Raw genomic sequence first — 24,459 nt, 5'->3', positions numbered from 1 at the left:
CTTTTGCTTTGCGGCAAGTCGGCAGCTATCGGAGGTTCAGTAGTCGTGCCGCCAACATGGTCGCGACGGCAGCCCTTGGCCCTAAGTCGAACGGTGCTTAAACTATTGTGATGTCGGTTGTCGGCCTTGAACTGGACAACGGGCCGCACTTGCCTCAACCGCCGCTCGTGACCCAAACCGGTCCAAATTCGCTCGCCGAATTCGCATAGCGCGCTCTTGGACCACTCGCTAATTTCGGGGAAGAACCGGACGTAATGCTTGCAGCGCTGCTTTTGACGCCGATACGGACCTCAAACGAACTGAAGCAAATTGCCGGGAGGCAGCAATAAAACATAGTCGGCTCTCAGGAGCTTCCTAAGCAGGGTATTTGGTGCACTTCCGAAGGGCATACCATGGACTATGCGAGTTACACGAGGAATACGAACGAGACCTTGAAGGGCATCGCCCATCGAAGGCGGTACGACCAGATAGTGAAACTAATTGCATCGCCCCTGTCGACCGACAAAGTGCTCGATTATGGATGCGGTGATGCGCATCTGTTTTCCTATTTTTTGAAGCGGCTCAGTCCCGCTAGTCTTGTTGGCTATGACCCCAATCCTAAGCTCCTGGCTGAGGCGGCGCCAGAAGTTGCGGCGGGCAGCATTCTCACTGTAGACATCAATCGCTTGAAGGAAGCCCATCAGGGATCATTTACGCTGATATACTGTGTCGAGGTCTGTGAGCATTTAACCGACAAAGCCCTCGAAGAACTTTTCGATAATCTCAAAGAGCTTGCCGCGCCGAGAGCAAAATTGATCTTCGGCGTCCCACTGGAAACCGGATTGAGCGGCTTCCTAAAGGCGCTGTATCGGCTCCGTCGCCACGGGCGGCAACAAGCCACCTTCGCAAACGCGCTGCGCGCTCTGTTCGGATTGAGCATTCATCGAGAGATGACCGACATAGAATGGTACGGCCATCACACAGGGTTCAGTCACGAGCGCTTCAGGCGAAAGTTGCAAGCTGCGGGATTTGAAGTGAAGCGCACTCGCTGCTTGCCATTCCGGCGGCTGGGGACGGTGCTAAACAACGAGATCTACTTTACCTGTTCGGAAGCGTCTTAGATCACAATCATTAGGGTGCGGACTCAACCTTCTCGGCAGTTCATGTAGATTCGGGTGTCGCTGTCTTCCTCTACCTGATCCGGTGCTATCGCGCGAATGGAAAAGCCGCAAAAAAGGACCGGCCACCGGCAAAGCACGAACTTGCATTCGACTTGAAAGCCACCAAGGTCCTTTGGCCCTATTGTCCTGGCTGGCTTGCTCGCCCGCGCCCACGAGGTAATCGAAGAGATTCGCTGCTGCGATGCATGAGTCCGTTTATGGGGCCCATAGCCGACACCAGATAGTCTTCGACTAAGGTCAGCTTTTTTTGCCAACCCGGACCTCTAGTGAGATAGGCTGTCGCGCCGTTAGTAGGGGCACAGCGGACCTCATACGCACGCTGACTGCAGCGCGGCTTATGAGTAGACGCCTCAGCTCGCTTCGTGAAACCGGCTCAAGAACGCCTTCAGCCGTTCGCTGCGCGGCTGGCGGATGGTCTCCTCGGGCGTGCCGATCTCGGCCATGACGCCGGCGTTCATGAAGCCGACGCGGGTGGAGACGTCGGCGGCAAAGGCCATCTCGTGCGTCACCAGCACCATGGTCATGCCTTCGGCGGCAAGGCCGCGGATGACGGAGAGCACCTCGCCGACGAGCTCGGGGTCGAGCGCCGAGGTCGGCTCGTCGAACAGCATCACGTCGGGCTTCATGGCGAGCGCGCGTGCGATTGCGACGCGCTGCTTCTGGCCGCCAGAGAGCCGGCTCGGATAAGTGTCGGCCTTGTCGGCGAGGCCGACCTTGGCGAGCAGGTCGCGGCCGAGCTCGTTGGCCTCGCTTTGCGCCATGCCCTTCACCTGCACCGGACCCTCGGTGATGTTGGAGAGCACCGACATGTGCGGGAACAGGTTGAAGTGCTGGAACACCATGCCGACGCTGCGGCGGAGGAGGGCGAGCTTTGCGTCGTTTGCGGCGCGCATGCCCTTGCCGAAGGTGAATTTGTGCGTGCCGATCGCAAGCTCGCCCTGCTGCGGCATTTCCAGGAGATTCAGGCAGCGCAGGAAGGTCGACTTGCCTGAGCCGGAGGCGCCGATCAGTGTAACGACCTCGCCGCGTGCGACCGACAGCGAGACGCCCTTGAGCACCTCGTGATCGCCGAACGCCTTGTGGATGTTGCTTGCGACCAGCGTCGCGCCGTTCGCATTCATCGATGCGCTCCCATCCGCAGCTCGACCTGGTCGGCGATCAGGGTCAGCGGGAACAGCACGACGAAATAGAGCACGGCGATGGTGGTGTAGACCTCGAGCGGCCGATAGCTCGACGCCGTGATCACCGAACCCTGGTAGAGGAGGTCGCCGACCGCGACCACCGACACCAGCGAGGTGTTTTTCAGCTGCATGATGGTCTGGTTGATGAAGGAGGGGATCATCACCTGGGTTGCCTGCGGCAGCACGATGCGGCGGAAGATCTTTCCGCGCCGCATGCCGATCGCGCGCCCGGCCTCCCACTGGCCGACATCGACGGCCTCGATGCCGCCGCGGAAGATCTCCGCATAGAACGAGCCGGCATAGAGCGACAGGGCGATGAAGCAGGCCATCGCCGGCGTCATGTCGACGCCGATCAGCACGGGCAGGGCGTAGTAGACCCAGACGAGCTGCACCAGAAGCGGCGTGCAGCGGAACACCTCGATGTAGAGGCGCAGCGGCATCGTGACCCAGCGCGGCGCCGTCGTGCGCAAAATGCCGACAGTCAATCCGATCACGAGACCCGCGACCACCGTGGTCACCGTGTAGAACACGGTGACCAGGAGCCCTTGCCAGATCAGGCCCCAATACGGCTTGAGCGCCGCGAACTCCCAGACATACATCGCCGTCAGAACTGCACTTCACCCGGGAGGTCGTCGGCGGTGAGGCCGACAGCTTCAAAGCCCTTCAGCATCCATTCGCGCGTCTGGCCCATCGAGCGGTTGTAGTCGGCCCAGGCGCTGAGGAAATCCTTGTAGCGGCGATCGCTCTCGGCGCGGATGCCCATGTTGGTCGGCAGCGTCAGCAGCGGCCGCGGGATCACGAGATCGCCGAGGTTCGGATTCTTCTTCAGCGTCGAGACCGAGAGCACCGCCAGCGACACGTTGCAGTCGGCGCGGCCGGTTGCGACCGCGAGGATCGCCTCGTCGCGGTTCTTGAAGCCGAGAATCGTCGCCTTCGGGCAGTAGCGGCGCGCGATCGTCTCATGCGTCGAGCCGATGTCGACGGCGATCTTGACCTCGGGCTTGTTGAGCTCGGCCCAGGTCTGCGGCTTGGCAAAGCCCTTCTTGGTGATGACGGTGAAGGAGTGCACCAGGATCGGCGTCGAGAAGTCGATGACCAGCGCGCGTTCCGGCGTCGGGTTCACGGCGAAGGCGAGGTCGACCTTGTCGGCCTGGAGGTCGAGAATCTGGTTGCCCCAGGTCGATTCCAGCGTCTCGACCTTGGCGCCGAGCTTGCTGGCGATGTCGTTGGCCATCTCGATGCAGGCACCCGACCACTGACCGGTGGCGAGGTCCTTATGGAAGTAGGGCTCCTGGCCGACGATGACCGCGATGCGGAGCACGCCGTTCTTCTTGATGCGGTCGAGCGTGGAGGTCGGTGCGGCGTCGGCCTTGGCCGAGCTGCTCGCGGCAATCGCGGCGCCCGCCAGCGCGACAGTGGTGAGTGCATCCCTGCGATTCATGGACTTTGCCTCCTCGTATTTGGCTCGGATGATGTCCGGCCTCTGGACTATTTCTGTATTCAGGATAAAATGCAATACGGTATTTCGCTTTGCTGTCCATTTGTGCGGCAAGGCAGAAATGAGCCCAATATCTTGGCAGGATTGAATGAAATTCCCCACGATCGGGGATTGTCAACCGCATTCAACTCTGAATACAAGACTGAACGCAATATGAAAATGAGCTAAGGAGAGGCCTGTGCGCGCCCTATTCGTCGATGCGAACGACACCCTGGCGGCGGTGACCGACAAGCTGCTGCGCACCGACAAGCTGCCGGTCGGCATCAACCGCAACCCCTCCATCAAGCCCGACGATCTGCCCGGCCTGCTCGATGGCGTCGAGATCATGATCGTCGACCACACCGCGGTGCCGACCGCGATCGCCGCCAAATGCGCGAAGCTGAAGCACGTCGTCTTCCTTGGCACCGGCGCGCGCAGCTACATGAATCCGGAGGAGCTCGCCGAGCGCGGCATCTCCGTCCACACCATCAAGGGCTATGGCGACACGGCGGTCGCCGAATGCGCGATCGCCTTGATGTGGGCCTCCGCAAAAAGCTTTGGCGAGATGGATCGCGGCATACGCGAGGGCAACTGGCTGCGCCGCGATGCGGTCCAGCTCACCGGCAAAACCCTCGGCCTGATCGGCTTCGGCGGCATCGCCGCGGAAGCCGCGCGCATGGCGCTCGGCTGCGGCATGAAGGTGATCGCCTGGAACAGGACGCCGAAGACGCATCCGGGCGTGGAGTTCGTGCCGCTCGAGAGGCTGCTCGCCGACAGCCACGTCGTCTCGCTGCATCTCCTGCTCAACGACGAGACGAAGGGTTTCCTGTCGCGCGAGCGCATCGCGATGATGCGTCCGGGCGCCATCCTCATCAACACCGCGCGCGGCGCCGTCGTCGACGAAGACGCAATGCTCGATGCGCTGCGCTCGGGCCACATCGCCCATGCCGGCCTCGACGTCTTCACCGTCGAGCCGCTGCCCGCCGGCCATCCGCTCACAAAACTGCCGAACGTGACGCTGTCGGCGCATTCGGCGTTCCGCACGCCGGAGGCGAGCGACAACCTCATCGGCGCCGCGCTCGATCACTGCCGCCGCATCATCGCCACCGGCAAGTAATCAAGTAATGATGAGATTGACGCGCCAGGTTCGACACAGGTTCACCTCTCCCTACAGGAGAGGTGAACTGAGCCCGCGGCGCTCACCGATTCAAACAAGGTTCCGCTAAGACTTGAAGGACATCCCATGTCGGACATCACCCGCATCGACCAGAATGCCCGCCGCAGCCGCGCCTCCGTGTTCGGCGATCTCGTCTTCCTCGCAGGACAAGTGGCGGACACCAAGACCGCTGATATCACCCAGCAGACCCGCGAGGCGCTGGCGAAGGTCGACGACATGCTGGCGCGCGCCGGCACCGACAAGTCGCGCCTGCTCAGCGTGCAGGTCTGGCTCAAGACCATGGACGATTTCGACGCCATGAACGCGGTCTATGATGCCTGGGTCGTGCCGGGCAACGCGCCGACGCGTGCCTGCGGCAAGGTCGAGCTCGCCGATCCAGCCTATCGTATCGAAGTGATCGCCGTCGCCGCGCGCAGCTAGAGCATGATGAAATTACGTTTGGTCGGCTGTTCCGGGTTACCTCTCCCCAGCGGGGAGAGGTCGGATTGCGTAGCAATCCGGGTGAGGGGCCGCAGTGCGCAGTGAGAATGTAACCCCTCACCCGGATCGCATCTTTCGATGCGATCCGACCTCTCCCTACGGGAAAGGTGATTCGAACTCTCAGCCTTGCGTCGATTCAGCCAAAACTCATCCGGTTTTAGAGGCTGTCCCGTGACCGTCCAGGCTCCCGCAACCGGCTTCCGCCCCGCGCAGCGCATCAGCGCGATCGGCGTCTCCGAGATTTTGAAGATCGGCGCGGTCGCGCAGCGGCTGAAGCGCGAGGGCCGGCCGGTGATCGTGCTGGGCGCCGGCGAGCCCGATTTCGATACGCCGGATCACGCCAAGGACGCGGCCGAGCGCGCCATCCGCGCCGGCCAGACCAAATACACCATCCTCGACGGCACGCCGGAATTGAAGGCGGCGATCGCGGAAAAATTCCGCCGCGAGAACGATCTCGTCTATGCCGCTGACGAGATCACAGCCGGAGCCGGCGCCAAGCAGGTGATCCACAACGCCTTCATGGCGAGCTTAAGCCCCGGCGACGAGGTCATTCTCGCCGCGCCGTACTGGACGAGCTACGCCGACATGGTGCGCATCGCCGACGGCACGCCCGTCGACGTGCTCTGCCGCGAGGAGAACGGCTTTCGTCTCGACGCGGCCGATCTCGAACGCGCTATCACGCCGCGCACGCGCTGGCTGCTCCTCAACTCGCCGGCCAACCCGACCGGCGCGGCCTATTCGGCGGCGCAGCTTCGCCCGATCCTGGACGTGCTCAAGCGCCATCCGCATGTCTGGCTCATGGCCGACGATATCTACGAACACCTCACCTATGACGGCATGCCGTTCGTCACGGCGGCGGCGCTCGAGCCAGGCCTGAAATCGCGCACGCTGACGGTCAATGGCGTCTCCAAGGCCTACGCGATGACCGGCTGGCGCGTCGGCTATGGCGGCGGCCCGCGCGAGCTGATCGCGGCGATGGCCGTGGTGCAGAGCCAGAGCACGACCAACCCGTCGTCGGTGAGCCAGGCCGCCGCGATCGCCGCGCTGACCGGCCCGCAGGACGTTCTCGTCGAACGCCGCACTGCGTTCCAGCGCCGCAGGGACATCGTCGTCGATGCGCTCAACGCGATCGACGGGGTCACCTGCCGCCGGCCGGAAGGCGCGTTCTACACCTATGCGAGCTGCGCCGGCCTGATCGGCCGCCGCGCGCCGGACGGCGCCACGATCGACAGCGACAGCGCGTTCTGCCGCTACCTTCTGGAGAGGCATGACGTGGCCGTGGTGCCGGGCAGCTGTTTCGGCCTTGCACCTTATTTCCGCCTGTCCTACGCCACCTCCGAACAAAACTTGCGCGAGGCCGTGAAGCGCATCGCCAAAGCCTGTAGGGAGCTGTCATGACCATTCGCAACACCCGCACCGGGGGCCAGATCCTGATCGATCAACTCGTCGCGCAAGGCGTCGAGCGCGTCACCTGCGTGCCGGGCGAGAGCTATCTCGCGGCACTCGATGCGCTGCATGACAGCCCGATCGACGTCGTGATCTGCCGCGCCGAAGGCGGAGCCGCCATGATGGCGGAAGCCTACGGCAAGCTCACCGGACGGCCCGGCGTCTGCTTCGTCACCCGCGGCCCCGGCGCGACCAATGCCAGCCACGGTGTCCACATCGCCATGCAGGACTCCACCCCGATGATCCTGTTCGTCGGCCAGGTCGATACCGGCATGCGCGAGCGCGAGGCGTTCCAGGAGCTCGACTACAAGGCGGTGTTCGGCACCTTGGCGAAATGGGCGGTCGAGATCGATCGCCCCGACCGCATTCCGGAGCTGGTCGCGCGGGCCTTCCGCGTCGCCATGCAGGGCCGCCCGGGTCCTGTGGTGATCGCGCTGCCGGAGAACATGCTGACCGAAACTGCGGCCGTTGCCGATGCCATGCGCGTCGAGCCGGCGGTGAGCTGGCCCGCGCCCGCCGACATCGAGCGCGTTGGTGCGATGCTCGCAAGCGCCAAGGCGCCGCTCGTCATTCTCGGCGGCTCGCGCTGGACGGATGAGGCGACCAAGAGCATCGCGCGCTTTGCCGAGCGGTTCGACCTGCCGGTCGCGACCTCGTTCCGCCGGGCCTCGTTGATCGACGCCGATCATTCGCACTATGCCGGCGATCTCGGCATTGGGCCAAGCCCGAGCCTGAAGGACCGCATCACCAAAGCCGACGTCATCCTACTGATCGGCGGCCGCATGTCGGAAATGCCGTCGTCGTCCTACACGCTGCTCGATATTCCCACCCCGCAGCAGAAGCTGATCCACGTTCATCCGGGTTCGGAAGAACTCGGCCGCGTCTATCAGCCGGCACTTGCGATCCAGGCGACTCCGGGCGCGTTCGCCGCCGCCGTCGAGACGCTGAAGCCGGCCGGGGCGATCGCCTGGAAGGGCGAGGCCGCCAAGGCGCATGCCGATTATCTCGCCTGGACCGACAAAGCGCGCGAGCTGCCGGGCACGTTCCAGTATGGCCAGGTCATGACCTGGCTGCGCGATCGCCTGCCGAAGGACGCCATCGTCTGCAACGGCGCCGGCAACTATGCCGGCTGGATCCATCGCCATCACCGCTTCCACAGCTTCGCCGCCCAGCTCGCACCCACCTCGGGCTCGATGGGCTACGGCGTGCCGGCGGCGGTGCTTGCGAAGCGACAATATCCGGATCGCGTCGTCGTCGCCTTCGCCGGTGACGGCTGCTTCCTGATGAACGGCCAGGAATTCGCGACCGCTGTGCAGTACGATGCGCCGCTCATCGTCATCGTCGTCGACAATTCGCAATACGGCACCATCCGCATGCACCAGGAGCGCGACTATCCCGGTCGCGTCGTGGGCACCCAGCTCAGGAATCCGGACTTCGCGATGTATGCGAAGGCGTTCGGCGGCCATGGTGAGCGCGTCGAGCGCACCGAGGAGTTTGCGCCTGCGTTCGAGCGCGCGCTCGCCTCGGGCAAGCCGTCGATCCTGCATTGCATCATCGATCCGCGCGCGATCTCGGTCGGCAAGGATTTCGTGCCCTCAGTGAAGGCTTAGCTGATGCCGAGTGGCCGCCACGTTGCGATCATCGGAGCCGGCGCGGTCGGCGTGATCAGCGCCATCGAGGCGCTGCGCGAGGGCCATCGCGTTACGCTGATCGATCCGGGCGAGCCCGGTGGCGAACAGGCGGCGAGCTATGGCAATGCCGGCTGGCTGTCGTCGCATTCGGTGATCCCGCCGGCCGAGCCGGGCGTCTGGAAGAAGGTGCCGGGCTATCTGATGGACCCGCTCGGGCCCCTCGCGATCCGCTGGTCTTACCTGCCGAAGGCCTTGCCCTGGCTGATCAAGTACCTGCTTTCGGGCTGGACCGAGGCGCGCGTCGAAAAGACGGCCTTCGCGCTGCGCGATCTCCTGAAGGATGCGCCGCTCCTGCACAAGAAGCTCGCGGAAGAAGCGGGCGTTCCCGAGTTGATCGAGCGTAACGGCGTGATGCATGTCTTCCCGTCGCGCGGCAACTTTGATGGCGATCTCGGCTGGCGCCTCCGCAAGCGCGTCGGCGTCGAATGGCTCGAGCTTTCCGCCGACGAAATGCGCCAGCGCGAGCCCGACCTGCACCCGCGCTACACCTTTGGCGTGGTGGTGGAGGAGGCCGGACGCTGCCGCGATCCCGGCGCCTATGTCGCCGCACTTGCCTGTCACGCGCTGGCGAGCGGCGCGCAGCTCGTGCGCGCCAGGGCGACCGGCCTGAAGCTCAACGGCAGCAAGCTCGTGGCCGTCATGACCGAGACCGGGGAGATCGCCTGTGATGCCGCTGTAGTCGCCGCCGGCGCGCATTCGAAACGGCTCACCGTGTCCGTCGGCGATCCGTTGCCGCTCGAGACCGAGCGCGGCTATCACGTCATGATCGAGAACCCGGAGTCGGGCCCGCGCAACTCGATGATGGCATCCGATGCCAAGATGGTCGTGAACTGGACCGACAAGGGCCTACGCGCCGCCGGCACCGTCGAGTTCGCCGGCCTCGAGGCCGAGCCGAACTGGAAGCGCGCCGAGATCCTGCGCAACAATCTCTTCAGCATGTTTCCGAAACTGCCGAAGGACATTCCGGCTTCGCGCATCAAGACATGGTTCGGACATCGGCCGAGCATGCCAGACGGCCTTCCCTGCATCGGCCATGCCCGCGCCTCGGGCGACATCGTCTACGCCTTTGGCCACGGCCATGTTGGCCTGGTCGGCTCGGCCCGCACCGGCCGTCTCGTCGCCCAGCTCCTCAGCGGCAAGACGCCTGAGATTCCGCTCGCGCCGTTCGCGCCCACCCGTTTCCTCTGAGATCGCACCATGACCTATCCAGCCAACTCGTCTTTCCGTATCGCCCGCGGCGGCAAGGCCATCTACGGTGCGCCGCTCGGCATCCTGATGCTGGAGGCGCGCTTTCCCCGCATCCCCGGCGACATGGGCAACGGCACGACCTGGCCGTTCCCCGTGCTCTATCGCGTGGTGAGTGGCGCATCGCCGGAGAAGGTGGTGCTGAAGGGCGCGGCCGGCCTGCTGCCGGATTTCATTGATGCGGCCAAGGATCTGGTGCGGTTAGGGGCCGAGGCTATCACCACCAATTGCGGCTTCTTGTCTCTTTTCCAGAAGGAGATCGCGGCAGCCGTCGGCGTGCCGGTTGCGACGTCGTCCCTGATGCAGGTGCCGTGGGTGCAGGCGACGCTGCCGCCCGGCAAGCGCGTCGGCCTCGTCACGGTGTCCGGTTCGACGCTGTCGCCAGCCCATCTCGAAGGCGCCGGCGTGCCGCTCGATACGCCGCTGGTTGGCACCGAAAACGGCAAGGAATTCTTCCGCGTCCTGATCAAGGCCGAGAAGGACGACATGGATGTCGCCCAGGCCGAACGTGACGTGGTCGAGGCCGGCAAGGAGCTCGTGGCCAAGAACCCGGACGTCGGCGCCATCGTGCTCGAATGCACCAACATGCCGCCATATGCGGCAGCGTTGCAGGCCGAGGTCGGGCTTCCGGTTTATGACATCTATTCCATGATCACCTGGTTTCATGCCGGGCTGCGCCCGCGCGCCTTTACCTGAGCCCGGCCGTCGCAAAGCTCTGAACAAGCTCTGCCAAGGTGTCGTTTGCATTGCCATCGCATACGCAGCCCCGGTATATTGGGCTGTGTGCGGACATGAATGCAGCTGATGAAGAGCAACGTGGAACTGGCTTCCGATAGCATCGTCGATCGCGTCTATGAACAGCTCAAGGCGATGGCCGTGAGCTATGAGTTCAAGCCGGGCGAACGTCTCAACGAGGGCGAGCTGGCAAAGCGCCTCGGCGTCAGCCGCACGCCGCTGCGCGAAGCGCTCAACCGGCTCAACACCGAAGGCTTCCTGCGCTTCACGCCGGGCAAGGGTTTTTTCTGCCGCGAGCTCGACGCCCACGAGATCTTCGATCTCTACGAGCTGCGCAAGTCGATCGAGGTCGCCTCGATCCGTCTCGCCATCAAGCGCGCCAAGGACGAGGACATCGACGCTCTCTTGAAATTCCTCGAAGCCACCGGTCCCGATCCCGGCGAGCGTTCCTCGGTCGAGCTGGTCGAACTCGATGAGACTTTTCACGAGCGGCTGATGGGCATGTCGAACAATGCCGAGATGCTGCGCGTCCTGCGTAACGTCAATGCCCGCATCCGCTTCGTGCGCTGGATCGACATGGACCGCGTCAACCGCTCCAACACCCAGGCCGAGCACCGCGCCGTCGTCGAGGGTTTGAAGGCCCGCGACGAGGCTGCTTGCGTCGCGGTGCTGGAAAAGCACATCGACCGCCGCCTCGACCGCATCACCGCCGCGATCAAGGAAGGCTACGCGCAGATCTACATGCCGGCTGCGGCGAGGTCTGCGGCGAACTAAGTCACGCGCCCCAATCTCCGGTGCCTTCCCTTCTCCCCTTGTGGGAGAAGGTGGCGCGAAGCGCCGGATGAGGGGTTGCTTCAGCGCGCTCAAGCGCAAGCAACGTACGCGCGGAGAGAGACCCCTCACCCGTCTCGCCGCTGCGCGGCGAGCCACCCTCTCCCACAACGGGAGAGGGGAAGCAGCTATACAATCCCTCGATATCTGGTCGTGCCAGACGGTCAGAGCCTTCGCGCCCGAACATCGCTAGCGTGTCGCTCGAAATTCACGGAGACCCGCGGTGCACAGCCCCCAACCGAATCTCGAATCTCGCGCCGGCGATGACTGGCCTGCGGAGCTCTATCGCCTCCTCAAGGCTGCCGACGTCCGGCAGATGTCCTACGTGCCCGATGCCGGCCACAGCCAGCTCATCCGCCTGTTCTCGGCCGACCGCGACGTCACCACCAACGTGTTGACGACCGAGGAGGAGGGCGTCGCGATTGCCGCGGGCGCCTGGCTTGGCGGCCAGCGCAGCGTGCTGCTGATGCAGTCGAGCGGCGTCGGCAATTGCATCAACATGCTCTCGCTGTCGGCGATCGGCCGCTTTCCGATGCTGATGCTGGTGACGATGCGGGGCGAATGGGCCGAGTTCAATCCCTGGCAGGTGCCGATGAGCCGGGCCACGCAGCCGTCGCTGGAAGCGATCGGCGTGAAAGTGATGCGCGCGGAGACGCCGGAGGATCTGGTCGAAACCGTCGAATCCGCCGCGGCGCTCGCCTACGAGGCCGATCAGCAGATCGCCGTTCTGATCGGGCAGCGCCTCATTGGCAAGAAAAAGTGGTGATGTCGATGTCCGTTTCATCTCAGCTCGAGCGCCGTGCGGCCGTCGCAGCTCTCCTCAAGAACCGCAAGGACACGCTGGTCGTCTCCGGTCTCGGCTCTCCAACCTACGACCTGCATGCGGCCGGCGACCGCGACGACAATTTCTACCTCTGGGGCGCAATGGGCGGCGCCGCGCTGATCGGGCTCGGGCTGGCGCAGGCGCAGCCGGGAAAGCGCGTGCTGGCCCTCACCGGGGACGGTGAACAGCTCATGGGGCTCGGCGGCATTGCCACCATCGGCGTCGCGCGCCCCCGCAATCTCGACATCGTCGTGATCGACAACCAGCATTTTGGCGAGACCGGCATGCAGGCGAGCCACACCGGGCGCGGCGTCGATCTTACCGCGATTGCCGCGGCTTGCGGCTTTGCCGCGACCGGAACCCTGCGCACGATCGAGGAGGTGGAGCGTCTCGCAACGCAAATCGGCGAGCAGTCCGAGGGACCGCGTCTCTTCGTCATCAAGGTCCTGGCGGAAAATCCGCCGCGCTCGCTGCCGTCGCGCGATGCCGTCTTTATCAAGAACCGGTTCCGTGCTCATCTCGGGTTTGCGGCGGCCTAAGCCGGAGTTCTCACCCGGCGTGGGCCTGCCGCGAGCAGCTATTCTGGAGTGAGAGCCATGAAAATTTCCGGCAAGGTCGCCGCCATTACCGGCGCGGCGCGCGGCATCGGCAAAGCCTGCGCACAACGATTCCTCGACGACGGTGTCAAGGTCGTCATCTCGGATGTCGATGCCGATGGCCTCGCCAAGACGGCCGCCGAGCTCGGGCGGCCGGATGCCTTGCGCACCGTCGTCGGCAACGTCGCCAAGCGCGCCGACGTCGATCAGATCGTTGCGACGGCAGCCAACGAGTTCGGCCGGCTCGACATCATGGTCAACAATGCCGGCGTCGCGCGCAACCAGGACATCCTGGAGATTTCCGAGCAGGATTTTGACGACGTCATCGCCATCAACCTGAAGGGCGCGTTCTTCGGCGTGCAGGCGGCGGCGAAGCAGATGATCGCGCAAGGTAGCGGCGGCGGGGTCATCATCAACATGTCCTCGGTGAACGCGCTGCTCGCGATCCCGACGCTTGCGACCTATGCCATCTCCAAGGGCGGCATGAAGCAGCTCACCTCGGTCGCCGCCGTCGCGCTTGCCCCGCACAACATCCGCGTCGTGGCGGTCGGGCCGGGCACGATTTTGACCGACATGGTGGCGTCCGCGATCTACACGTCCGAGGATGCCCGCAAGAACGTGCTGTCGCGCACGCCAATCGGCCGCGGCGGCGAACCGAGCGAGGTCGCCTCCGTCGTCGCGTTCCTCGCCAGCGACGATGCGTCCTACATCACCGGACAGACGATCTATCCGGACGGCGGCCGGCTGATCCTGAACTACACGGTGCCGGTGAAGGAGAAGTAGGGCGCCGCATTTTCCGGTGTCATCGCCCGCGAAGGCGGGCGATCCAGTACTCCGTGACGCCTGCGGTTGAACCGCGGTGCCGCGTACTGGATGCCCCGCCTTCGCGGGGCATGACAGCGGTTGTTATATGCGCCAGCGCGCAATCACTCCGCGGCGATCGTCATCCCGTGTCCGAGCCGCTTCGAGATGCCGCCGGCGCACTCGCGCAAGGCGTTGGCGATGGGGCTGTCCCAGCGCGCATCAAAAGTGCCTTCCGGCCCCATCGCGGTGATGACGAGCGCGACATGTCCGGAATGATCGAACACGGGCGCGGAGAACGCGTTGACGCCAGGCAGGGGATCGCCGAGCGCACGCGCCAGGCCGTGCTTGCGAACCTCGGCGAGCATCTCGGTGACCTTCGCGCCTTTCACCGTGCGCTTCGGATTGTAACCGACGCCATGACGATCGAGGCCGCTTTCGAGCGCGGCATTGATCGTCTTCTCCGGCAGGAAGGCCGCAAAGGCGCGGCCCGTGGCGGTCTCCAGCAGCGCCATGACCGAACCAGCCCGCATCACGATGTGAACGGGCTGGCCCGGCTCCTCGAGCTGCACCACGGTTGGACCATGCGTGCCCCAGACCGCCAGCGAGACCGCATGTCCGATCTGGCTCGCGAGGGCCGCGATCTTCGGCCTTGCGATGCGCACGCCGGAGAGGCGGCGCAGGCTGATCAGGCCGAGCTCCAGCGCCAGCGCGCCGATCTCGTAGCGGCCGGTGGTTTCGTCCTGCTCGATCAGCCCGATCCGGGAGAAGCTGGCGAGATAGGGATGCGCCTTGGCCGGCGTCATGCCGGCCTCGCGCGCGAGATCGCGCAGCATCATCGGCTCGCCGCTCCTGGCGAGCGCGCGGAGCAATTCACCGCCGACCTCGATCGACTGAATGCCGCGGCTTTCTTTCTTCATGCGCCTCCTAGTGCGCGTTCGGTTACGCCGCGTTGCGCTTGGCGGCGCTGTCGGCGAGATGACGGCCGGCAATGTAGCCGAAGGTCAGCGCCGGCCCAAGCGTGATGCCGGCGCCGGGATAATTGCCGCCCATGATGCTCGCCATGTCGTTACCGGCGGCATAGAGCCCGGGGATGACGCGGCCCTCGGCGTCGAGCGCGCGCGCGTTCTCGTCGGTGACGATGCCGGCATAGGTCCCGAGATCGCCCACCACCATCTTGATGGCGTAGAACGGGCCGTTTTCGAGCGGCGCGATGCAGGGGTTCGGGCCGTGCATGGCGTCGCCCTGGTAGCGATTATAGGCCTTCGAGCCCTTGCCGAAGGCGGCGTCATGGCCTTGCAGGGCCGTCGCGTTGAACCGCGCCACGGTCTCGACGAAGGCCGTGGCATCGATGCCAGCCTTTGCCGCGAGCGCCTCCAGCGTATCGCCGCGCATGAGATAGCCGGTTTGCAAATGATGGCCGAGCGGCATCGGGAAGGGCGGTACGCAGCCGAGGCCGTACTTGCGCAGCGTCTTGTGATCGCAGACGAGGAACGCGGCGATCTCCTCGCCGGGCTTGGCCGCCTTGACCATGGCCTGGACGAAGTCGTGGTAGGAGTTGCCTTCGTTGGCAAAGCGCTTGCCGTCGCGCATCACCGCGATCACGCCGGGCTTTGCGCGGTCGATGAAATGCGGCATCACGCCCTTCGACCCGTCCTTGCGTGTGGTCAGTGACACCGGCACCCACGCCGCCGCATTCGGCAGGCGATCCTCGATGCGGCCGCCGGCGCTTTCCGCCAGGCGCAGGCCGTCGCCGGTATTGCCGGTCGGTCCCGGCGAATAGTGCTCGTTGCCGGTCGGCGCGTGCGGAAACATCTTCTTGCGCCGCGCGACGTCATGCGGGAAACCACCGCAGGCGAGCACGACGCCTTGCCGCGCGCGGACGCGTACATCGCGTCCCTCGCGGTTGACGATCGCGCCGGTCACCGCGCCGTTTTCGATCGTCAACTCGCGCACGGGCGAGGACAGCCACATCGGAATCTTGAGGTCGAGTGCGGATTTCGCCAGCCGGCCCGCGAGCGCATTGCCGTTGGTCAGCGTCATGCCGCGGCCATAGCGCAGCACGTCCATCAGGTGCCGCGACAGACGTTTTGCGACGTAGATCGCCGAGGTCAGCGATTTCGTCACCCGCATGAAATGGATGATCTCCTTGCCCGATCCGAGCATCATGCCGAACACGGTGAGCTCGGGCAGCGGCATGCCGAGTGTCTTGATCTGGTCGCCGAGCTCGCGGCCGTCGAACGGGCGCGTCACCATGGAGCGGCCGCCCTGGGCACCGCCGGGCGCCTCGGCATGATAGTCCGGAAACACCAGCGGCATGTCGAAGCGAAGCGCGGTCTTGGTCGTGAAGAAATCGACCGCCTCGGGGCCAGCGCTCAGAAACGCGTCGACCCGCGCCGCGTCGTAATTGTTGCCGGCCTCGTGCCGCAAATAGGTGCGGGCCTGCTCCGGCGTCTCCTCGATGCCGTAGGCTCGCGCGAGCGAGGTGCCGGGGATCCAGAGCCAGCCACCGGAGCGGGCGGTGGTGCCGCCGAACCGCGGCTCCTTCTCGACGATCAGCACGTCGAGGCCGCGGGAGCGGGCGGTGATCGCCGCCGACATGCCGGACGCACCCGATCCGGCCACGAGCACATCGCACTCGTAAGTCTCACTTGCGTTGCGCTCGTTGCCAGTCATGCGGGCCTCACTTCTTCAGGAGCGGACACTTGGATTCGGAGACCGGGCGGAAGGCGTCCTCGCCCTTCACGGTCTTGACGATCTCGAGATAGTCCCAGGGCTCCTTGGACTGCTCGGGCGACTTCACCTTGGCCAGATACATGTCGCGGATGACGCGGCCGTCTTCGCGCAAGCGTCCGCCATGGACGAAGGTATCCTCGATCGGCAGCTCGCGCATCTTGGCCATCACCTTGGCAGGATCATCGGTGCCGGCGGCCTTGATGCCTTTCAGGTAATGCAGCACCGAGCCGTAGACGCCGGTCTGGATCATGGTCGGCATCACATTGGTGCGCGCGCAGAACTTTTTCGACCAGGCGCGGGTCGCCTCGTCCATGTTCCAGTACGAGGCCGTGGTCATGTAGGTGCCCTGCGCGGCCTTCAGCCCGATGGCGTGCACGTCGGTGTCGAACATCAACAGGCCAACGAGCTTCTGGCCGCCCTGCACCAGGCCGAACTCGCCGGATTGCTTGATGGCGTTGTCGGTGTCCTGGCCGGCATTGGCGAAGGCAACCACATCGGCCTTGGAGCTCTGCGCCTGCAGCGCGAAGGAGGAGAAGTCGGCGGTGTTGGTCGGATGCCGCACGCTGCCGAGCACCTTGCCGCCCATCTCGTTGATGAAGCGGGTTGCGTCCTTCTCGAGCTGCTGGCCGAAGGCGTAGTCGGCGGTGATGAAGTACCAGGACTTTCCGCCTTCCTTGATCACGGCGGACGCGGTCACCTTCGACAGCGCGTAGGTGTCATAGGTGAAGTGCACGGTGTTCGGGCTGCACAGCTCGTCGGTCAGAGAGCTCGCGCCGGGACCGGAGAGCAGCGCAATCTTGTTGCGCTCGCGCACCATGTTGTGGACGGCGATCGCGATGCCGGAGTTCGGGATGTCAACGACAGCATCGACCTTGCCGTTGTCGAACCAGCCGCGCACGACCTGCACGCCGACGTCGGTCTTCATCTGATGGTCGGCGCTGATGATCTCGATCGGCTTGCCGAGCACGGTCGGTCCGAATTCCTCCACCGCCATCTTGGCGGCTTCGACCGAGCCCGGCCCGCTGTTGTCGCGGCCCCAGCTCGACAAATCCGTCAGCACGCCGATCCGCACCACGTCGTCGGAGACTTGCGCGCTCGCCGCCGTCGTCATCGCCGCCGAAGTCATGGCCGCGAGCATGGCGCAGGCCAAAAGCCCTCTCATCGTCGTTCCCTCTCTTTATGTCCGCTCTCGCTGCGGTTTATGGAATTGGCCGCAAGTTAGATATTGGCAAATGAGTTTGTCAATGACGAATTTGGGTGGGAGGGCGAGCAGGGAACCGGCAGCGCGCGCCGTAGCGGCGCTACGAATGAGACGACTGGCGCTCGCGCCACATTCACAGTGTCGTCCCGGCGAAGGCCGGGACCCGTAACCCCAGGGAGTTGTCGTTCGCACGATGCTGGCCACAGCGCGCTAGGACAACGCTGACCGGGATAATGGGTCCCGGCCTTCGCCGGGACGACGTTGAGGAGACAGGGACATAAATGTCTCCATAGACTCGTCATTGCGAGCGCAGCGAAGCGATCCGGACGGCCGCCGCGGAAAGATTCTAGATTGCTTCGCTGCGCTCGCAATGACGAGGCTTAGGACAGCAGCATCCTTCACTCTTGCCGGGACGACTGCGAAGGCAGTGGCAACTATACTCGGACAGGTTGCAAGGCCATGTGTGATTGTCCATGATGCCCACCGACAGTCTGGGGCATGGCATGACGGCAGCAACGGGGGTCTCCGCCGCGACGGAGAAATCGACGACCGCGCATGTGGTCTGGGCCAGCGCGCTCGGCACCGCGATCGAGTGGTACGACTTCCTGATCTACGGCACGGCGGCGGCGCTCGTGCTCAACAAGCTGTTCTTTCCGAGCTTCGATCCCTTCGTCGGAACGCTCGCGGCGTTCTCGACCTATGCGGTCGGCTTCGTGGCGCGCCCGATCGGCGGCGCCATCATCGGACATTACGGCGACCGGCTCGGCCGCAAGGCCATGCTGGTGGTGACCATGATCGCGATGGGGCTCGGTACCTTCCTGATCGGCTGCCTGCCGACCTACAGCCAGATCGGCGTCTGGGCGCCGATCCTGCTCGTCATCCTGCGCTTCATCCAGGGCATCGGCCTCGGCGGCGAGTGGAGCGGCGCGGTCGTCATGGTGATCGAGCATGCCGGCAATCGCCGCGGCTTCTATGGCAGCCTCGTGCAGGTCGGTTTTCCCGTCGGCGTTGCCGCCGCGACCGGCATCTTCGCCCTCATGACCAAGCTGCCGGACGCGGACTTCCTGAGCTGGGGCTGGCGCGTGCCGTTCCTGATCAGCATCCTGCTCGTCGGTGTCGGCTTCATCGTGCGGCTGAAGCTTGCCGAGACCCCGCACTTCAAGGAAGTGGTCGAGCGCAAGGAAGTTCTGGCGCAGCCGGTCTGGGAAGTGCTGCGCCGCGACTGGCGCAGCTTCCTGCTCGCGATCGGCATCACCGTCTCGGAGGTGGGGCTGGCCTATCTGCTCACCGTCTTCACCGTGGTGTACGCCACCACGAAGCTCGGCCTGCCGCGCCAAGTGATCCTGGATGCGGTGGTCTACGCCGCGATCGTCGAATTCGCGACGCTGCCGCTTGCCGGCTGGCTCTCCGACATTTTTGGTCGCAAGGCGCTCTATCTGGCTGGCGGGGTGTTCTCGGTAGCGCTGGCGTTTCCGCTGTTCTGGTTCCTTGACACGAAGGAGCCGGCGCTGATCACGCTGGTCCTCGTCGTCACGATGACGCTGACGCACGCGCTACTGTTCGGGCCGAAGGCGGCGTTCATGCCGGAGTTGTTCCGCACCCAGGTGCGCTACAGCGGCGCCTCCTTAGGGGCCAATGTCGCGGCCGCGCTCAGCGGCGGTTTCTCGCCGCTGATCGCAACGGCGCTGCTCGCGTGGGCGGGCTCGTACTGGGCGGTGTCGCTCTACATCATCGCGCTTTCGGTCATCACGATCATCGCGACCCTGATGGCGCCGGAGACGGCGCGCGACGCGCTCAGGTCGTAAGCCGTCAGCGGCACGCCGGGTTCGCGGCACCGGGGATGACGAGGTAGGTGATTGTCGCCGGTGCGAGGCGGATTGTGCCGGGTACCGTCGGAATCCCGACGATGTCAGGCAATCGGTCGCCGGCCGCGAGCGTCAGCGTCTTACTGTTCAATTGCACCGTCGCGCCTTGCAGCCGCGCCGCGCGGAGTGTGTAGCGCTCGGACGGAAGTGGCAGGGTAAGCGAGCGCAAACCATCGCGCGAGATGTTGATCGCGAGCAGCGTGACCGCGCCGCGTAGCGCCGGATGGCAATGTGCGTAGACGTGGAGACCGGGCGCGGTAGCCGCGCCCGCGTCGAGCACGGTCGTTCCCATTAGCCGGTGCCAGAGCAGCGCGCCCCAGTAGTTCGGCCGGGGACGGAAAGTCTTTTCGTCGAGCAGGCCATAATCGCTGGCGGCCAGCGTGTTGTGCATCACGACCTGGACACCGGCCCTTGCCAGGCGCCCGAGCTGGTCGAGATAGCGGAATGTGTCAAGAAACGTCTTGTCCCAGCGGCTGCCGCCGCAGGCTGCGTCCGCCGTCTCCGTCAGCCAGATCGGCTTGCCCGGCTCGAAGGTGTCGCGCAAAGCCTGGTAGATCGCCAGCGTCGCGTCGGTGCGGGCGAGCCATTCCTCGGTGAGCGCCTGTCTCGAATCGTCGCGGCCGCCGCAACGCGGCGAGATCGTGTTGTAGTGATGGTAGGAGAAGCGATCGACGCCTTGGCCGGGTGCGGCCAGCAGATCGCGCGTGGTGATGCCTGATGCGGACGGGGCGGCGGCGTCGCCGACGGAGGATGGACCGACGATCAGCGTCTCCGGCGCGGCGCGCTGCATCCATGCGCGAAAGATTTCGAAGTCGCGGCCATAGGCCTTTGCGTCATATCCCGGCGGTGCGCCGTTATCGGTAGCCAGCGTCGGCTCGTTCATGAACTCTGCGGCTCTGAGGTGGCCGCCGAGCGAACGCGTGAAATCGATCAGGCGTTGCGCCTGATCCGGCTTCCACGCGCCCTCCCTGTCGCGGCTGCCGGGACTGATGGCGAAAGAGGTGACGATCTCGGCATCGACCGCGCGTGCGAAATCGACGACGCCGCGCCACCGCGCCCGGCTGAGCACGGAGTTGAATCCGGCCGGCGGTTTCGCGGGAGGAGTTTCAGTGTCGGCAAAGAATGTCGCATTGGCCCAGGTGCCGCTGACGCGCACATAAGCCGGCGACAAGGCGGCTGCGAGCCTGCGCAGACGCGCGTTGGCAAGATCGATCGGAGGTCTGTAGCTGTAGCGATCGCGCGCATCGAATGCGCGCATCGTTCGCGGATACGGCTTCCAGAACCGTCCGCCCGTCACCTCCACCATCTCGATGTTGTAGGACTGGAAGCGCGCGTCGACCGTGCCGATCACTTTCAGCGCCGCGGGTGCGATCGATACGCCGGCAGCGTGCGCCGTGCTCGAGCTTGCGCTAATCAGCAGCGCGATTGTCATCGAGCTTGCTGCCCGAGCGGGCCCGCGCGATCGAGATCGCCGTATTTGCAACGCGGTTGGATGGCGAACTTCTGCTTCCATTCTAACTCCGCAAGATCCGGCGGTGGCCGGCCGGACAAGATCATTTACCTTTTCCTTAACCAAGCCGGGCTAGGCTTCGCCTTTGGCTTGGCGTCCGGCTTGAAAAAATTCCGTCCGGCCCCTTGAAGTCGATTTCCATGTTCCTAGGTCGTTTTTCGCCGCGAGAGCGGCGCGCCGGATGCCAGACCGGGTCCGACGTGGGCGCCGGGCTGGTGTCTTCGGACCCCGTCTGAAACCCCCGTCCCAGCGCTCCTTCGTATCCATCTTGCTCTTTGGAGGACTTGGTTATGAGGACCAATTTTGATTTCGCACCCCTGTGGCGCTCCACCATTGGCTTCGATCATCTGGCCGATCTCGTCGACAGTACGTTGCGTCAGACGACCGAGGACCACTATCCGCCCTACAACATCGAGCGTTCCGGTGAAGACCATTATCGGATCAGCCTCGCCGTGGCGGGCTTCGGCGTCAACGATATCACCGTGACGGCGGAGCAGAACGCGCTTACCATCGAGGGCCAGAAGCCGGAGGTCGCTGCGCGCGAATACCTGTACCAGGGCATCGCCGCGCGCCCGTTCCGGCGCGTGTTCAACCTCGCCGACTATGTTCAGGTGAAGCAGGCGTCATTCCAGGACGGGCTCCTGATCATTGATCTCGTCCGCGAGGTTCCGGAGGCGATGAAGCCGCGCCGGATCCAGATCGCGTCCGGTGCATCGCCGGCATCACAGATCGAGCAGGAGCAGGCAGCCTAGGCGGTCTCGGGTCACTGGTGGAACGCGGCGCGAGGACGCGCGTTCGCGTTTCCGAGGCATGAAGGAGAGAACCATGGCTATTCGTGATCTCATTCCCTGGTCGAGGAACCAGGAGCTTGCGCCGACGCGCGGGGCCTTCGATCCCTTCCTCACGCTGCATCGCGAGATGAACCGTCTGTTCGATGACGTTTTTCACGGCTTCGGCGGGCCCGGCCTGTCTCCGGTGATGGAGGGGCGCTTCGGCTGGCCGAAGGTCGAGCTCAGCGAGACCGACAAGTTGCTGACCGTCTCGGCCGAACTTCCCGGCCTGACGGAAAAGGACGTCGAAGTCGAAATCGCTCACGGCGTCCTGACCGTCCGCGGCGAGAAGAAGGCGGAGCACAAGGGCGAAGGCAGGTATTTCACTGAGCGCTACTACGGCGCATTCGAGCGGCAGATCCCGGTGGAGGGCGTCGAGGAAGACAAGGCCGAGGCGTCGTTCAGCAACGGCGTTCTGACCGTTTCGCTGCCGAAGTCCGAGAAGGCGCGAGAAGGCGTCAAGCGCATCGCGATCAACACGCACTAGGATGAAGCCGGGACGGCGGCGGTTCGCGCCGCCGTCCAATCGTCACCAAACCCATCCCTTGGAAAGGAGCGTTGAGGGAGGCACTACCCATGACCGACGTCAACACGAATGCCAGCACTCTCGGCCCGCTGCTTTATCCCGCTGCCCACTACGAATCCCCCGCTGACGTCCTGAATGCAACGGATATCTCCGTGCCGGAGAAGCGGATCATCCTGTCGTCCTGGGCATCCGACATGTACGCCGTCGAAACCTATCCCTCCTTGCGCGAAATTCCCGGCATGAACCACACGATCCGGCTCGCCGATATCCTTTCGGCCCTGCAGCGGCTCGACGGCGACAATGACAACGACGACCCGCCGCGCGGCAGTGGTGTACCGATGCGGTTGCGGCGGCCCTGGGCCGCCGCCGACCGGACCAGCCGTTGATGCTTACACAGACCGTTTTGACGGTCGTTCTGCTCGGCCAAGCCTCGGCGGCCTGGGCGTCCCATTTCTGGCCTTGCAAGGCTTCAGCGCCGCGCCACGACGGACTCCGGCACAAGGCGCACGGTCCGTCTTGGCGCTTGCGAGTAGGAGCTCATAGTGTCCGATCACCTTCTCGCTGCCGCGAATGAGCAGGTCTCGATCGGCGTTCATCGCGCAGCCTCCGTCGCATTGATCGACGTGTTAGAGGGGAAGGCAACAGGGAAGGTCGCGGCGGTCAGGCTATCAAGCGCCGACTGCTCTTCTGCGAGACGTCTCTCGATGAACTGGCGTTCTATCTCTGCCAGCCTGGTCTGCAGCAGTCGCCGATAGCGGTGGATATTGTTACGGTGCGCACGAATACCGGCCAAATTCTCATCGAGCATCGTCGTCTCTCCAGACGGTCGCGTTCAAGTCCTTTGATTTAGAGGGTGAGAAAGAGATTTCTCGGCAAAAAAAATATCCAACGGAAAGTCGGTGTCAAGATATTCGAGCTCGCTGCGGCATCGAGCGCACCATAGTCGAAACAAGGGGCAACGGACTGAGAGAGGGATGAGACGCCGTCACCTGGCCCGCGGCGTGACCACGGCTTTTCCTGCCGGCCGACCCTTGCGCACCGCATTCCAGAAGCTCTCGGCCGCTCGGGTCATACGAGCACGCGCGCGGAACAGCGAGATGCTGATCGCGATGTCCCAATCGGCGCCGCCCGCACGCAGCAGGCGGCCGCTGTCGAGATCGGGCTTGACGAGGCCCATCGGCGCCCATGTCACGCCGCGTCCTTCGCGCGCCATGTCGATCAGCAGCATGACGGGTGCTGCGAAACTCGGAACGAGCCAGGCCGCCGGATCCTTCACGGCCAGGAACGATGTGACGATGCGCCCCACACCTGAGCCCGGGTGGTAAGCGAGATAGGGCAGCGGCGCGCCGGCTGCGCCGGGCAGGGCGTAGCGCGGCTTGCGGCGTCCGCTACGGCCGGACTTCGTCGTCGGCGCGCTGACCGGGATCAGCACGTCGGTTGCGAGCTCGACGCGCAGGAAACGGTCCATGTCGAGCCGGCTCACCAGCGATGGATGATGATGCGCCAGCAGGAAATGAGCCTGCGCATCCAGAAGCAGCTTTTCGCAGCCGGCGAAATTGGAAGCGACGAGCTGAACAGCCGAGCCGGCCCGCGCGCTGTCCGAACTGCGGATCCATTCCGGAAAGAAGGTCTGCGACAGCGCATGCGTCGCCGCGAAGGTGATGGTCTCGGCTTTCAGCCGCGCCACCTCCAGCGCTTCCTCGCGCCCGACCAGGACGCGGCGCAGCACGTCTTCGGCTACGGGGCGGAAGCTCTCGCCGGCGGCGGTCAGGGCGATCGTGTGCGTCGAGCGCTCGAACAGCGGCGTGCCCAGCCACTCCTCAAGCGACCTGATGCGGCGGCTCAACGCCGGCTGGGTCACGTGCCGGCGCTCGGCGGCGCGGGAGAACCCGCCCTCCTCGGCGATGGCAAGGAAGTCCTCCAGCCAGATCAGGTCCATAATAACGTTTTGTCCTCAAATCATTCCGATACGGCATTAGCGCCTGAAGCGCCGCTGGTCCAATGTAAACGGCATCGCAAAACCAGAACAAAGCGCCATCCCGCATGGCGCGAAAATGCCTTTGGAGGAAAGCAAATTGCAGGTCGCCGCAACTCAGCTGTCCGAGCCCATCCCGGGGCCGATCTCCGAGCGGCGGCGCAAGCCGCTCT

The 24,459-nt window shown here is 64.6% G+C and carries 24 protein-coding genes; 15 read left to right on the top strand and 9 right to left on the bottom strand.

The genetic code is table 11. The features are described from left to right. The first annotated feature begins 431 nt into the window (after window positions 1-431). A complete protein-coding gene (locus AYJ54_RS35070) occupies window positions 432-1,100 on the top strand; it encodes a class I SAM-dependent methyltransferase (protein ID WP_161491929.1) in 669 nt (222 codons plus the stop codon). A 410-nt stretch (window positions 1,101-1,510) separates the two neighbouring features. Here the strand turns inward: AYJ54_RS35070 and AYJ54_RS35065 are convergent, their stop codons facing one another. Genes AYJ54_RS35065 through AYJ54_RS35055 form a run of 3 tightly spaced genes read right to left on the bottom strand, consistent with a single transcriptional unit; the run spans window position 1,511 to window position 3,782 of the window. Then, window positions 1,511-2,281, bottom strand: a complete 771-nt coding sequence (locus AYJ54_RS35065) for an amino acid ABC transporter ATP-binding protein (RefSeq protein ID WP_063706386.1) — start codon at window positions 2,279-2,281, stop codon at window positions 1,511-1,513. Beyond that, window positions 2,278-2,940 (bottom strand): amino acid ABC transporter permease, encoded by a 663-nt coding sequence (locus AYJ54_RS35060; protein WP_063706385.1) that lies wholly within the window; start codon window positions 2,938-2,940, stop codon window positions 2,278-2,280. The genes AYJ54_RS35065 and AYJ54_RS35060 overlap by 4 nt, the downstream gene beginning before the upstream one ends. A gap of 5 nt (window positions 2,941-2,945) precedes the next feature. Continuing rightward, entirely contained in the window at window positions 2,946-3,782 is an 837-nt protein-coding gene (locus AYJ54_RS35055) for a transporter substrate-binding domain-containing protein (RefSeq protein ID WP_063706384.1), read from the bottom strand. Window positions 3,783-4,017: 235 nt separating this feature from the next. Between AYJ54_RS35055 and AYJ54_RS35050 the strand changes: the two genes are divergently transcribed. The 10 genes from AYJ54_RS35050 (at window position 4,018) to AYJ54_RS35005 (ending at window position 13,625) form a co-directional block, all read left to right on the top strand. After that, window positions 4,018-4,935: an NAD(P)-dependent oxidoreductase gene (locus tag AYJ54_RS35050; RefSeq protein ID WP_063706383.1), complete on the top strand. Its 918-nt coding sequence runs from the start codon at window positions 4,018-4,020 to the stop codon at window positions 4,933-4,935. A 126-nt stretch (window positions 4,936-5,061) separates the two neighbouring features. Next, window positions 5,062-5,415: a RidA family protein gene (locus AYJ54_RS35045; RefSeq protein WP_063706382.1), complete on the top strand. Its 354-nt coding sequence runs from the start codon at window positions 5,062-5,064 to the stop codon at window positions 5,413-5,415. A 231-nt stretch (window positions 5,416-5,646) separates the two neighbouring features. Then, window positions 5,647-6,873 carry a pyridoxal phosphate-dependent aminotransferase gene (locus AYJ54_RS35040; protein ID WP_063706381.1) on the top strand — a complete coding sequence of 409 codons (1,227 nt, stop codon included), beginning with the start codon at window positions 5,647-5,649 and terminating at the stop codon, window positions 6,871-6,873. Next, complete coding sequence (locus AYJ54_RS35035) at window positions 6,870-8,531, top strand: thiamine pyrophosphate-binding protein (protein WP_063706380.1); 1,662 nt, start codon at window positions 6,870-6,872, stop codon at window positions 8,529-8,531. Before AYJ54_RS35040 ends, AYJ54_RS35035 begins: the two co-directional genes overlap by 4 nt. A 3-nt stretch (window positions 8,532-8,534) precedes the next feature. Further along, on the top strand, window positions 8,535-9,800 hold the full coding sequence (locus AYJ54_RS35030; protein WP_063706379.1) for an NAD(P)/FAD-dependent oxidoreductase: 1,266 nt from the start codon (window positions 8,535-8,537) through the stop codon (window positions 9,798-9,800). Window positions 9,801-9,809: 9 nt separating this feature from the next. Beyond that, a complete protein-coding gene (locus AYJ54_RS35025; RefSeq protein WP_063706378.1) occupies window positions 9,810-10,553 on the top strand; it encodes an aspartate/glutamate racemase family protein in 744 nt (247 codons plus the stop codon). 108 nt (window positions 10,554-10,661) lie between these two features. After that, on the top strand, window positions 10,662-11,366 hold the full coding sequence (locus AYJ54_RS35020) for a GntR family transcriptional regulator (protein ID WP_245329208.1): 705 nt from the start codon (window positions 10,662-10,664) through the stop codon (window positions 11,364-11,366). A 280-nt stretch (window positions 11,367-11,646) separates the two neighbouring features. Continuing rightward, the gene (locus AYJ54_RS35015) at window positions 11,647-12,189 is read left to right on the top strand and encodes a thiamine pyrophosphate-binding protein (RefSeq protein WP_063706375.1); all 543 of its coding nucleotides are present in this window, start codon (window positions 11,647-11,649) and stop codon (window positions 12,187-12,189) included. After that, window positions 12,189-12,785 carry a thiamine pyrophosphate-dependent enzyme gene (locus AYJ54_RS35010; RefSeq protein WP_430641453.1) on the top strand — a complete coding sequence of 199 codons (597 nt, stop codon included), beginning with the start codon at window positions 12,189-12,191 and terminating at the stop codon, window positions 12,783-12,785. Before AYJ54_RS35015 ends, AYJ54_RS35010 begins: the two co-directional genes overlap by 1 nt. A 57-nt stretch (window positions 12,786-12,842) precedes the next feature. After that, on the top strand, window positions 12,843-13,625 hold the full coding sequence (locus AYJ54_RS35005; protein WP_063706373.1) for an SDR family NAD(P)-dependent oxidoreductase: 783 nt from the start codon (window positions 12,843-12,845) through the stop codon (window positions 13,623-13,625). Between the two features lie 143 nt (window positions 13,626-13,768). Here the strand turns inward: AYJ54_RS35005 and AYJ54_RS35000 are convergent, their stop codons facing one another. From AYJ54_RS35000 to AYJ54_RS34990, 3 genes are read right to left on the bottom strand one after another with little or no spacing between them, the layout of a single operon-like run. Further along, window positions 13,769-14,563, bottom strand: coding sequence for an IclR family transcriptional regulator (locus AYJ54_RS35000; RefSeq protein WP_063706371.1), 795 nt, complete (start codon window positions 14,561-14,563; stop codon window positions 13,769-13,771). A gap of 22 nt (window positions 14,564-14,585) precedes the next feature. After that, a complete protein-coding gene (locus tag AYJ54_RS34995) occupies window positions 14,586-16,319 on the bottom strand; it encodes an FAD-dependent oxidoreductase (protein ID WP_063706370.1) in 1,734 nt (577 codons plus the stop codon). Window positions 16,320-16,326: 7 nt separating this feature from the next. Continuing rightward, complete coding sequence (locus tag AYJ54_RS34990) at window positions 16,327-17,541, bottom strand: ABC transporter substrate-binding protein (RefSeq protein WP_063706368.1); 1,215 nt, start codon at window positions 17,539-17,541, stop codon at window positions 16,327-16,329. Between the two features lie 542 nt (window positions 17,542-18,083). Here AYJ54_RS34990 and AYJ54_RS34985 point away from each other — a divergent pair. Further along, the gene (locus tag AYJ54_RS34985) at window positions 18,084-19,385 is read left to right on the top strand and encodes an MFS transporter (RefSeq protein ID WP_063706498.1); all 1,302 of its coding nucleotides are present in this window, start codon (window positions 18,084-18,086) and stop codon (window positions 19,383-19,385) included. 4 nt (window positions 19,386-19,389) lie between these two features. Here the strand turns inward: AYJ54_RS34985 and AYJ54_RS34980 are convergent, their stop codons facing one another. Further along, window positions 19,390-20,877, bottom strand: coding sequence for a glycosyl hydrolase family 79 N-terminal domain-containing protein (locus AYJ54_RS34980; protein WP_063706366.1), 1,488 nt, complete (start codon window positions 20,875-20,877; stop codon window positions 19,390-19,392). A 368-nt stretch (window positions 20,878-21,245) separates the two neighbouring features. Between AYJ54_RS34980 and AYJ54_RS34975 the strand changes: the two genes are divergently transcribed. The 3 genes from AYJ54_RS34975 to AYJ54_RS34965 all read left to right on the top strand — a co-directional run bounded on the left by AYJ54_RS34975 (window position 21,246) and on the right by AYJ54_RS34965 (window position 22,697). Next, complete coding sequence (locus tag AYJ54_RS34975; protein ID WP_063706365.1) at window positions 21,246-21,707, top strand: Hsp20 family protein; 462 nt, start codon at window positions 21,246-21,248, stop codon at window positions 21,705-21,707. A gap of 73 nt (window positions 21,708-21,780) precedes the next feature. Beyond that, window positions 21,781-22,272 carry an Hsp20/alpha crystallin family protein gene (locus AYJ54_RS34970; RefSeq protein WP_082906000.1) on the top strand — a complete coding sequence of 164 codons (492 nt, stop codon included), beginning with the start codon at window positions 21,781-21,783 and terminating at the stop codon, window positions 22,270-22,272. A gap of 89 nt (window positions 22,273-22,361) precedes the next feature. Beyond that, window positions 22,362-22,697: a hypothetical protein gene (locus AYJ54_RS34965; RefSeq protein WP_063706363.1), complete on the top strand. Its 336-nt coding sequence runs from the start codon at window positions 22,362-22,364 to the stop codon at window positions 22,695-22,697. A gap of 206 nt (window positions 22,698-22,903) precedes the next feature. Here AYJ54_RS34965 and AYJ54_RS34960 read toward each other — a convergent pair whose 3' ends face one another. Continuing rightward, window positions 22,904-23,119: a hypothetical protein gene (locus AYJ54_RS34960; protein ID WP_063706361.1), complete on the bottom strand. Its 216-nt coding sequence runs from the start codon at window positions 23,117-23,119 to the stop codon at window positions 22,904-22,906. Window positions 23,120-23,296: 177 nt separating this feature from the next. After that, on the bottom strand, window positions 23,297-24,250 hold the full coding sequence (locus tag AYJ54_RS34955; protein WP_063706360.1) for a LysR family transcriptional regulator: 954 nt from the start codon (window positions 24,248-24,250) through the stop codon (window positions 23,297-23,299). Window positions 24,251-24,459: the final 209 nt, after the last annotated feature.

Origin of the sequence: Bradyrhizobium centrolobii (assembly GCF_001641635.1) — a bacterium.
In the GTDB taxonomy this organism is placed as follows: Bacteria; Pseudomonadota; Alphaproteobacteria; order Rhizobiales; family Xanthobacteraceae; genus Bradyrhizobium; species Bradyrhizobium centrolobii.
Note: the sequence above shows the minus strand (reverse complement) of the source record. Positions and strands in the feature narration are given on the sequence as shown.

Bases quoted from the DNA above. Each gene is read 5' to 3' on its own strand.
- AYJ54_RS35065 (WP_063706386.1), bottom strand. From the start codon at position 2,281: ATGAATGCGAACGGCGCGACGCTGGTCGCAAGCAACATCCACAAGGCG.
- AYJ54_RS35060 (WP_063706385.1), bottom strand. From the start codon at position 2,940: ATGTATGTCTGGGAGTTCGCGGCGCTCAAGCCGTATTGGGGCCTGATC.
- AYJ54_RS35055 (WP_063706384.1), bottom strand. From the start codon at position 3,782: ATGAATCGCAGGGATGCACTCACCACTGTCGCGCTGGCGGGCGCCGCG.
- AYJ54_RS35045 (WP_063706382.1), top strand. From the start codon at position 5,062: ATGTCGGACATCACCCGCATCGACCAGAATGCCCGCCGCAGCCGCGCC.
- AYJ54_RS35035 (WP_063706380.1), top strand. From the start codon at position 6,870: ATGACCATTCGCAACACCCGCACCGGGGGCCAGATCCTGATCGATCAA.
- AYJ54_RS35030 (WP_063706379.1), top strand. From the start codon at position 8,535: ATGCCGAGTGGCCGCCACGTTGCGATCATCGGAGCCGGCGCGGTCGGC.
- AYJ54_RS35025 (WP_063706378.1), top strand. From the start codon at position 9,810: ATGACCTATCCAGCCAACTCGTCTTTCCGTATCGCCCGCGGCGGCAAG.
- AYJ54_RS35020 (WP_245329208.1), top strand. From the start codon at position 10,662: ATGAAGAGCAACGTGGAACTGGCTTCCGATAGCATCGTCGATCGCGTC.
- AYJ54_RS35010 (WP_430641453.1), top strand. From the start codon at position 12,189: ATGTCGATGTCCGTTTCATCTCAGCTCGAGCGCCGTGCGGCCGTCGCA.
- AYJ54_RS35005 (WP_063706373.1), top strand. From the start codon at position 12,843: ATGAAAATTTCCGGCAAGGTCGCCGCCATTACCGGCGCGGCGCGCGGC.
- AYJ54_RS35000 (WP_063706371.1), bottom strand. From the start codon at position 14,563: ATGAAGAAAGAAAGCCGCGGCATTCAGTCGATCGAGGTCGGCGGTGAA.
- AYJ54_RS34995 (WP_063706370.1), bottom strand. From the start codon at position 16,319: ATGACTGGCAACGAGCGCAACGCAAGTGAGACTTACGAGTGCGATGTG.
- AYJ54_RS34990 (WP_063706368.1), bottom strand. From the start codon at position 17,541: ATGAGAGGGCTTTTGGCCTGCGCCATGCTCGCGGCCATGACTTCGGCG.
- AYJ54_RS34985 (WP_063706498.1), top strand. From the start codon at position 18,084: ATGACGGCAGCAACGGGGGTCTCCGCCGCGACGGAGAAATCGACGACC.
- AYJ54_RS34980 (WP_063706366.1), bottom strand. From the start codon at position 20,877: ATGACAATCGCGCTGCTGATTAGCGCAAGCTCGAGCACGGCGCACGCT.
- AYJ54_RS34975 (WP_063706365.1), top strand. From the start codon at position 21,246: ATGAGGACCAATTTTGATTTCGCACCCCTGTGGCGCTCCACCATTGGC.
- AYJ54_RS34970 (WP_082906000.1), top strand. From the start codon at position 21,781: ATGGCTATTCGTGATCTCATTCCCTGGTCGAGGAACCAGGAGCTTGCG.
- AYJ54_RS34965 (WP_063706363.1), top strand. From the start codon at position 22,362: ATGACCGACGTCAACACGAATGCCAGCACTCTCGGCCCGCTGCTTTAT.
- AYJ54_RS34960 (WP_063706361.1), bottom strand. From the start codon at position 23,119: ATGCTCGATGAGAATTTGGCCGGTATTCGTGCGCACCGTAACAATATC.
- AYJ54_RS34955 (WP_063706360.1), bottom strand. From the start codon at position 24,250: ATGGACCTGATCTGGCTGGAGGACTTCCTTGCCATCGCCGAGGAGGGC.